This window comes from Paraclostridium benzoelyticum, assembly GCF_001006285.1.
In the GTDB taxonomy this organism is placed as follows: Bacteria; Bacillota; Clostridia; order Peptostreptococcales; family Peptostreptococcaceae; genus Paraclostridium; species Paraclostridium benzoelyticum.
Genome location: NZ_LBBT01000155.1, coordinates 1 through 8,663 on the forward strand (window position 1 = coordinate 1; position 8,663 = coordinate 8,663).

At 27.0% G+C, this 8,663-nt stretch carries 9 protein-coding genes and 1 pseudogene; 4 read left to right on the forward strand and 6 right to left on the reverse strand.

Annotation, left to right across the window (positions count from 1 at the left end; genetic code table 11):
- Positions 1–107: 107 nt before the first annotated feature.
- From VN21_RS07285 to VN21_RS07300, 4 genes are all read right to left on the reverse strand, one after another.
- On the reverse strand, positions 108–2,195 hold the full coding sequence (locus VN21_RS07285) for an ABC transporter permease subunit/CPBP intramembrane protease (RefSeq protein ID WP_046822672.1): 2,088 nt from the start codon (positions 2,193–2,195) through the stop codon (positions 108–110).
- The gene (locus VN21_RS07290; RefSeq protein ID WP_046822673.1) at positions 2,185–2,988 is read right to left on the reverse strand and encodes an ABC transporter ATP-binding protein; all 804 of its coding nucleotides are present in this window, start codon (positions 2,986–2,988) and stop codon (positions 2,185–2,187) included. The genes VN21_RS07285 and VN21_RS07290 overlap by 11 nt, the downstream gene beginning before the upstream one ends.
- A 120-nt stretch (positions 2,989–3,108) precedes the next feature.
- A complete protein-coding gene (locus VN21_RS07295) occupies positions 3,109–3,951 on the reverse strand; it encodes an MBL fold metallo-hydrolase (RefSeq protein ID WP_046822674.1) in 843 nt (280 codons plus the stop codon).
- Positions 3,952–3,956: 5 nt separating this feature from the next.
- On the reverse strand, positions 3,957–4,544 hold the full coding sequence (locus VN21_RS07300; RefSeq protein WP_046822675.1) for a GNAT family N-acetyltransferase: 588 nt from the start codon (positions 4,542–4,544) through the stop codon (positions 3,957–3,959).
- Between the two features lie 333 nt (positions 4,545–4,877).
- On the opposite strand from VN21_RS07300, the pseudogene VN21_RS07305 reads away from it, so the two are divergent.
- From VN21_RS07305 to VN21_RS07315, 3 genes and pseudogenes are all read left to right on the forward strand, one after another.
- Positions 4,878–5,504 (forward strand): annotated as a pseudogene (locus tag VN21_RS07305) (IS607 family transposase).
- Positions 5,482–6,597 carry an RNA-guided endonuclease InsQ/TnpB family protein gene (locus VN21_RS07310; RefSeq protein ID WP_046822676.1) on the forward strand — a complete coding sequence of 372 codons (1,116 nt, stop codon included), beginning with the start codon at positions 5,482–5,484 and terminating at the stop codon, positions 6,595–6,597. Before VN21_RS07305 ends, VN21_RS07310 begins: the two are co-directional and overlap by 23 nt.
- 174 nt (positions 6,598–6,771) lie before the next feature.
- The gene (locus VN21_RS07315) at positions 6,772–7,167 is read left to right on the forward strand and encodes a ParB N-terminal domain-containing protein (RefSeq protein WP_046822677.1); all 396 of its coding nucleotides are present in this window, start codon (positions 6,772–6,774) and stop codon (positions 7,165–7,167) included.
- Between the two features lie 51 nt (positions 7,168–7,218).
- On the opposite strand, the gene VN21_RS07320 is transcribed toward VN21_RS07315, so the two are convergent.
- Together VN21_RS07320 and VN21_RS07325 are read right to left on the reverse strand one after the other, a co-directional pair.
- Positions 7,219–7,629, reverse strand: coding sequence for a PH domain-containing protein (locus VN21_RS07320; RefSeq protein ID WP_021430819.1), 411 nt, complete (start codon positions 7,627–7,629; stop codon positions 7,219–7,221).
- Between the two features lie 111 nt (positions 7,630–7,740).
- A complete protein-coding gene (locus tag VN21_RS07325) occupies positions 7,741–8,202 on the reverse strand; it encodes a GNAT family N-acetyltransferase (protein WP_152650781.1) in 462 nt (153 codons plus the stop codon).
- A gap of 209 nt (positions 8,203–8,411) precedes the next feature.
- On the opposite strand from VN21_RS07325, the gene VN21_RS07330 reads away from it, so the two are divergent.
- Complete coding sequence (locus tag VN21_RS07330; RefSeq protein WP_046822678.1) at positions 8,412–8,594, forward strand: hypothetical protein; 183 nt, start codon at positions 8,412–8,414, stop codon at positions 8,592–8,594.
- Positions 8,595–8,663 lie beyond the last annotated feature (69 nt).

An 8,663-nucleotide genomic window follows, 5' to 3' on the forward strand; every position in this document is an offset into this window, starting at 1 on the left:
TGCGATAAAAACAAGAGCTGTATGGATTGGTATCTATGCTTTATAGGCAATAAAATTTTAAATTTTTTTAGCAAATATAGTCTCCTTAAGCGAAAAAAAAGAGTTAATTAAATTAACTCTTTTTCATTGTTAGCTTTTATTTTATTTTTCTTATTTATACTAAGTAGTTTAATTCCTATAAACACTAATATTAAACTTATCATTATAAGGATAATAAGTTTAAATGCCTCAAAATTGCTAAAGTCTATAGTTAAAGCTTCATTTAATTTGCCTATTAATCCATCAGATTTTGTTGAGTGCATTGCAAATACAGATATTGAATTATTTAAAAAGTGCATTATCATAGGTATAAATATTGATTTGCTCTTATAAACAGCATATCCTAGTGCAATTCCTAAAATACTAGTTGGTATAACTCTTATAAAGTCAATGTGCATAAATCCAAATAATATACCACTAAAGATAACACCCCATAATTGAGCTTTCTTCTCTTTACTTTGTGTAAATGAAGTAAAGACAAAGCCTCTAAAAAATATTTCTTCGCATATAGCTGGCATAACTGCTATAACTATTAAATTTAATAATATACTATCATCTACTTTTAATGCCTCGTTTAGACCTTCTACAACCTGCATATTTTGAGGGAATAAATAAAGTAATATTTGACTTATTAAGTTAATAACTACAAATACCCCACCCCAAAGGATTATGCCTCCTAGTACATGTTGTATTTTAGGTATCTTTATATTAAATATATTTTTAAAATCAGACTTAATATACCATGCAAATATTAATGGCATACTAATAATCATAATTTGTGTAGCCGCTATCCCAGCAGTTCCAAATTTTAATTGAATTAAACTTCCTACGTATATTAACAATACTACTCCAACTGCGTACAAAGTAACTCCATCCGCAACAGAAGGCATAGCTCCTTTTTTAATGTTGCTTCTTTTCTCTAGTAATGCAAAGTTTTTGCTACTTCCAAATAAAATTTCTTCCGAGTTAAACATCTTCGATAATAACAATACAGCTATTATAACAAACACAAGGTTCGATAATAAAACTAAAGCTGTTAAACTTATATTACTATTAAATGTTAGTACACTTTTAATAAGTAAAGATATATTAACTACAGGTATTGTAGCTGTGAAGCTATCTAATTCAATAGTAGGAACCATAGAAACGTAAGATGGTATCATAACAAATAGTGTAACTGGTGTTATATAGTTTTGAGCATCTTTAAAGCTCTTAGCTAAAGAACATACACACATACTTACAGCTGACACTACCATAGCAAATAAACAAACACATATAAGTGTAATTATTCCAGGGAGTATCATTTGTGAATAGTCAATGCTTACCATTCCCATTTCACTTACCATACCTTGAGTTGCAAGTAAAAATACCATTGTTATAAATATAGATAAAATATTTAAGATTGCAGAAACCACTGCACAAAGCGATACAGCTAAATATTTTCCCATAACCAATTCTAAATTTGTTATAGGTAGTGTAAATAAAGTTTCTAAAGTACCTCTTTCTTTTTCTCCTGCCATAACATCTATCGCAGGGTATATAGCTCCCATTAAAAGTCCCATAATTAATACAAATGGTAATATCTGACCTATAAAATGACCTGCTACTTCTTCATTTTTTGCCACATCTAAAGTTTTATAACTTAACGGTTCAAGCGTTGACTTTATATCTAATCCACTTTCTTTTATTTTATTTTCTACTAATTCTTCCTTATATGTATTTAATATTTTTTCTACTTCTTCTTGTGCAATGCTTGATGAATTTTCAGATGAGTCTATATAAACATTAAAATTTAGGTATCCATTTTTATCATTTATATTTATATAAGCATCTATATTTCCATCTTTTAAATCTTTTTTATAGTCATCTGTAGTTTTTAACTCTATCTGCCCTACTTCACTATTATCTTTTTTTCTTTCTTTATTAGTTTCATCTATTACTGAAACTAAAGCTTTATTTGGATTTTTATCAAAAGCTATATTTATATTTTCTTTCTCCATACTATTCATGGACATAGACATAACTTGAGTCATACCTACCATAAGTATTGGGTATAAAATTATTGGTAGTATAATCATCATAAATATAGTTTTTTTATCTCTTAATATATCTAAAATTTCTTTTTTAAATATTTGTTTTACTATTTTATTCCTCAAATAAATTCCCCCTCTCACTTGCAAGAGTTATAAATGCATCTCTTAAATTGTTAGTTTTTGTATTTTCCTTTAATTCTTCAGGAGTCCCAATTGCAATAATTTCTCCTTGATGTATCATAATTATTTTGTCACACAAAGTTTCAGCTTCTTCCATATAGTGAGTTGAGTATAGTACAGTTTTTCCTCTTTGTTTTTCATTTTTCATAAAATCTATTATAGACTTGCTACTAATTACATCTAACCCTAGTGTTGGCTCATCGAATATGTATATTTTAGGTGAGTGAACTAGACATCTTGCAATTGATGTTCTTTGAGTTTGACCTGTTGATAAGTTTTCGATTCTATTATCTATAAAACTTTCCATATCCATTATATCTATAACTTCATTTATAGATTTTTCAATTTCATCTTTTGGCATTTCATATAAGTTTGCAAAAGTTGTTAATAATTCTCTTGGAGAAAGTCTATTGTAAAGTTTCGTATTTCCAGATAGATATCCAATTTCTTTTTTAGCTGCATTTTTATCTATTGAATAATCATATCCGCAAACTTCTATGTGTCCAGATGTAGGAGTTAATATTCCTCCAAGCATTCTAAGTAAAGTTGTTTTTCCTGCTCCATTCGGACCTAGTATTCCTAAGATTTCTCCTTCTTTTGCATTAAATGAAATATTATTTACTGCTAAAAATTCTTCTTTTTTTGTTTTAAATTTAGTTAAATTTTTCTTTTTTTTAGAATTGTCGTCTTTTACAACTCTAGTAAAAGCTTTGCACAAGTTGTTTACTTCTATCATTTTATCCCCCTTAACTTCTAATTTAACAATTTTTGAATCTTTAAAACTTATTATACTCCTTAGATTTGTAATTTAAAATAAAACTGGATTGAAATCGTTAAAATAAGGACTAAAATTAGTCTAAATTTCAATTTTCATTCCATCATATGCAAATTTTATATTTTTATATTGTTTTTCTATTTTAATATAATCATCATAAGACTTACCCCAATCTTCTTCTAAGTGCGTTATAATAACATTTTTTATGCTATAATTATTTTTTAAATTTTGTATTTCATCTAATGTAAATAGCTCTTTTCTAAGGGGATTATCTGCCTCTAGAATAAATCCATCTTTAAGTTTATCTCCAACAACCGTATTTCCTATTATAAGTAAATCTGCGTCTTCAAATATAATATCATTTGGAAATGGTTTTACATCACAAGGAGCGTATATAACTTTTTTATTATCTTTTTCAAATACAAATACAGTTGCATGATTAGCCTTAAAAAAACTTATTTTTATTCCATCTATTATTATAGAACTTTCTATAATTTTTCTTATTATTAACTTTCTAACATTTTCATAATAATCTAAATATGACCCAAATTTAAATTTTATAGAGTTTATATCTTCCATTACATGCTCCATAGCTAATACATTTACTGGATTAGTGCATTCTTTTCCTTTAGAAATTTCTAACCAGTTTAATCTTATATGTTCAAATACCCTCATGCCAAGAGTATGGTCCGGATCAACATGACTATATAAAACATAATTTATTTCATCAATTTCTGAAAAATTGATTGCTTGAGTTATATCTTCAGGAGTGTCTATTAACATTCCCAAATCTTCTATAAATAAGCTGCATCCATATCTAGAATACGGATGCCCTTTTAATCTAGCTTCTTTACAAATCCTGCATTTACACAGTGGCTTAGGAAGTGCAACACATCCTCCACTTCCAATTATTTTTAACTTCATAATTTCTAACACTCCTTCTGTTTAGCATACATGTTTTCCCATTCAGATTTTAAAATAGAATACACAGCTAAATTATAAAATCCATCTTCGTCCCTTAACCTGTTCGCTTCCCTTAATGTTCCTTCATATTTCATATTGCTTTTTATCATTACTTTCCCAGACTGAATATTATTTACATTATGCATTGCTACAATTCTATTTAACCCGACCTTCTTAAATAGAAAATCAATAACTCCACTCAAAGCCTCTGTCATTATTCCCCTATTCCAAAATTGCCTTGATAAGCAATATCCAATTTCACAGGAACAATGATTTTCTTTTAAGTTAAAAACTGCTATATCTCCTATAACTTGATTATTAGACTTTATTTCTATTCCCCAATGATACCTATCCATATTTTCATATTCTAAAATCCAAGATTCAAGTATCGATTTTGTTTCATCTACGCTTTTATGTGGTTTCCATGCTAAAAACTTAGAAACCTCTTCATCTGATGTCCAATTATTAAACATATCATCTTTATCATTTATAGTATATCTTCTTAATATCAACCTTTTTGTTTCTACAATTTCAGTCCCTATGTTTTTTAACATACACAATCCTCCTATTTATGCTATAACTAAACTATAATTATTTAAATTTCTTACTATTTTCCTTATTTATATCCTTATTTAATATATATAGTGTCTTAATTCTACTTTCTATTTAACTATTCTACGATTTATACTCCTTACCTCTTTTATTCTTTGCTTTGATAAAAAAACATTAAATTAAAGGACATTTTGCTCGTATATCTAATATATTAAATCTAGTTGATAATTTGAAAAAAAGGAGGGTAACGACTGTTGAATAAAATCTATAAATATATATATAAATAGAGTGAAAAATTATAGATTATGATAGACTACTATTGAGGTGATAAATAAATGAAATATTACTCAATAGGAAAATTTGAAAAGAAAATAGGCAAAACAGTTCAAACTCTTAGAAATTGGGATAACAAAAGGAGTTTGAAACCACATCATATAACCGAAGGTGGTACAAGGTATTATTCGCAAGAGTAACTTAATCATTTTTTAGGATTAAAACAAGGGAAGGGACTAAATAAAAAGACTATTGGATATTGTAGAGTTAGTTCACACAAACAAAAAGATGATTTACAAAGGCAAATAGAAAATATTGAAACATATATGTTTGCTAAAGGGTATCAATTTGAAATCATAACAGACATAGGAAGTGGGATTGACTACAATAAAAAAGGATTAAATCAACTAATAGATATGATAACTAATTCATAGGTAGATAAAATCGTAGTCCTTTACAAAGATAGATTAATTAGGTTTGGATATGAATTAATAGAAAATCTTTGTGATAAATATGGAACTACTATTGAAATAATTGATAACACTGAAAGAAGTAGTGAACAAGAATTAGTTGAAGACATGATACAAATAGTAACTGTATTTAGTGCAAGACTTCAAAGTAAAAGAAGTCATAAGGCTAAGAAAATGATTAAGGAGTTATTTGAAGATGATATTATCGAAGAAAGTTAGGCTATACCCAAGTGAGTTACAAGAACAGAAGTTATTGCAATCCGTAGGTACTACAAGATTTATATATAATTGGACACTTGCTAAACAAGAAGAAAATTATAAAAATGGTGGTAAATTCATTTCAGATAGTGAATTGAGAAAAGAGATAAGTCAATTAAAGAAAACTGAATTAAGTTGGCTTAAAGAGGTATCTAATAATGTGGCTAAACAATCAGTTAAAGATGCTTGTGATAGCTATAAGAGATTTTTCAAAGGGGTATCAGACAAACCACGATTTAAGAGTAGAAGGAAAAGTAAAAAGTCCTTCTACAACGATAACTGCAAGTTAAAGGTTAAAGAAGGAAAGTTAGTTAATATTGAAAAAGTTGGTTGGATAAAAACCAATGAACAACTACCTATTGGTGTCAAGTATTCTGATCCTCGCATCTCATATGATAACAAATACTGGTATATTTCAGTAGGTATAGAGCAAGAAGAAATTAAAGAAGAATTAACAGATGTATCATTAGGGATTGACTTAGGATTGAAGGATTTAGCAATATGTTCTAATGGTGAAGTTTATAAGAATATAAATAAAACTAATGTGGTTAGAAAAATCGAAAAAAGATTAAAAAGACTACAAAAGCAAGTAAGTAGGAAATATGAACAAAATAAAAAAGGAAAGGAGCTTGTCAAAACTAAAAATATCATAAAACTTGAAAAGCAGATACAACAAGTACATAGAAGATTGGCCAACATTAGAAATAACTATCTTCATCAAACTACTACTAATATAGTGAAAACCAAACCATATAGAGTTGTAATTGAAGATTTAGCAGTTTCTAATATGATGAAAAATAAACATCTATCAAAGGCTATATCAAAACAAAGTTTCTATGAATTTAAAAGACAAATTGAATATAAATGTAAGTTCAGAGGAATTGAATTAGTAATAGCAGATAGGTTTTATCCATCAAGTAAGACTTGCAGCCAATGTGGAGAGATTAATAAAGATTTAAAACTTAAAGATAGAGTTTACAACTGCAGTTGTGGTTTATCTATTGATAGAGATTTAAATGCAAGTATAAATCTTTCAAATTATAAATTAGCATAGCGTCACTAACAAGATAATGCTAATATGTAGGATTCGTTGTATCCGAATTTACGCCTATGGAGTGTTATATCAAACTAAAGTAGATAACTGTTTATAGTTTTCAAAATAGGACACTATGAATTAGGAATTAAACAAGATTTATAGATAATTATAGATTTTTGGCAACGGGCTAAAATGATATTAAAAGAACTTCCAATAAAGGAATTGAGGCCAAATAATTTTTATATAAATAAAGATAAATTAGAAAAAATAAGAAAAATATATAATGAGGATAAAAATCCTGTCTTTCCTCCAGTACTAGTTGGAGTAATTAATGGAGAATATGCACTTATAGATGGTCACTCAAGGACTATGGCTGCATTTGAAAACGGCAAAGAATTTATATCTGCACAAATTCATCCAATAGAAGAGGTTCCTGGACCTACAAAACTTTACTTAACTATTCATAATAAATCTAAAGAAATGGGACTTGAATCTATAGAAAGTTTAAACGATAGGATAATCCCTAATTTTGAGCATGAAATTTTATGGGTTAATTACTGCGATAAATTGCTTAAAGAATTACAATAAAAATACACTTAGTAATTTACTAAGTGTATTTTTATTGTAATTTATATTTACTTATCTAACTAAATAGTTTATCTTTACAAGTTTAACAATTTCTCTAGCTTCTTCAGCTTGAGCTTTAGGAACTTTAAATGAAATAGGTGCATTATGAGGTATGCCACTTTGACTTATAACCGTGTTTCCATCCACTCCTATTTTTATATCAACATCTAAATCAAATGTAGATGCAGATTCAAAAGATATACTTTTTACGTTTTTAGAAGGGAAAAATTTAACTTCTACTTTTTTTCCACTAACACCTTGAACATCTACTAAGTATATTCCATAATTAGTTAATATTATAGAGTCTCTTATAAAAGTAAATGCTTGTATTATCTCTTCTCCATCTATTAGGTAATCTTTAATTTTATTTCCTGCTGAACTATCTATTGATCCATATCCTGCTAACTTATTAAAAAAAGCCATTAAAAATCTCCTCCAAAATAATTTATTTTATGTAACATTATCATATTTCAATTTGTATTTCAAGTAAAGTGTATAGTATTTTAATTAAATGATTTATAATCTGTCATATAATTATAAATCCATACTCATTCTAATCATATCTATACATTCTATTCCATTTTCTATTATTTTCTCATCATAATGTTTTTTAAAAAAGCCTTTATCTATCCCTGTTATTCTAAATCCACACTTTTGATAGAAAGCTAATTGATATATACTTGAGTTTCCTGTTCCAATTTCTAGTGTTTTAATATTTAAATTCTTACTTGTGCTTATAGCATGTTCTATTAAAATTTTTCCAATACCTTTTTTCTGATATGCTTCATTTACTGATATATTCATAATCTCTCCAGTTAATGGTCTAGTCTTTAATATTACATATGCACCTACAACTTCATTTCCAATGGATGCAACATACAGATTACCTCTACTTATATACTCATTTATTGATTCTTTAGACGGATCTGCTAAATATAATAATTCATACGGTATTTCTCCATTTTCATCTACTTTTTTTATATTGATTTTGCTCATTTTACCCTCCAAAATATATTTATTAATTAATTAGATTTTTTATCATATATTATATAAGTTTAAAGGATTTCCCAACTTAAAGTCGAATTTTATTATAAAAATAATTTCTATAATCATTTTACTCCTGTTTATTTTTTATGGTTATGGTAATTATAAATACAATTAGACTTGTGTTAAAACAATATATTAAATTTAAAGGTGGTATTTTTATGAACAGAGATTTGAAGTTAAGACGAGATATTTGGTTTTGTTTAGGATTAATATTACTTCTAGCTACTATATGGAATATTTCATGTAGCAGTAGCTTCGTATTTATTTATTTAATTTTAACTATAATTTCTTCTATTGGAGCTCTACGAAATCATAAAGAACTCACTGGTTATACTGATTAATTTGTTAAATTTATTGAATTATATATTAAAGTTTTATATGTTAAATATTCCTTTAATATATAATTCAAT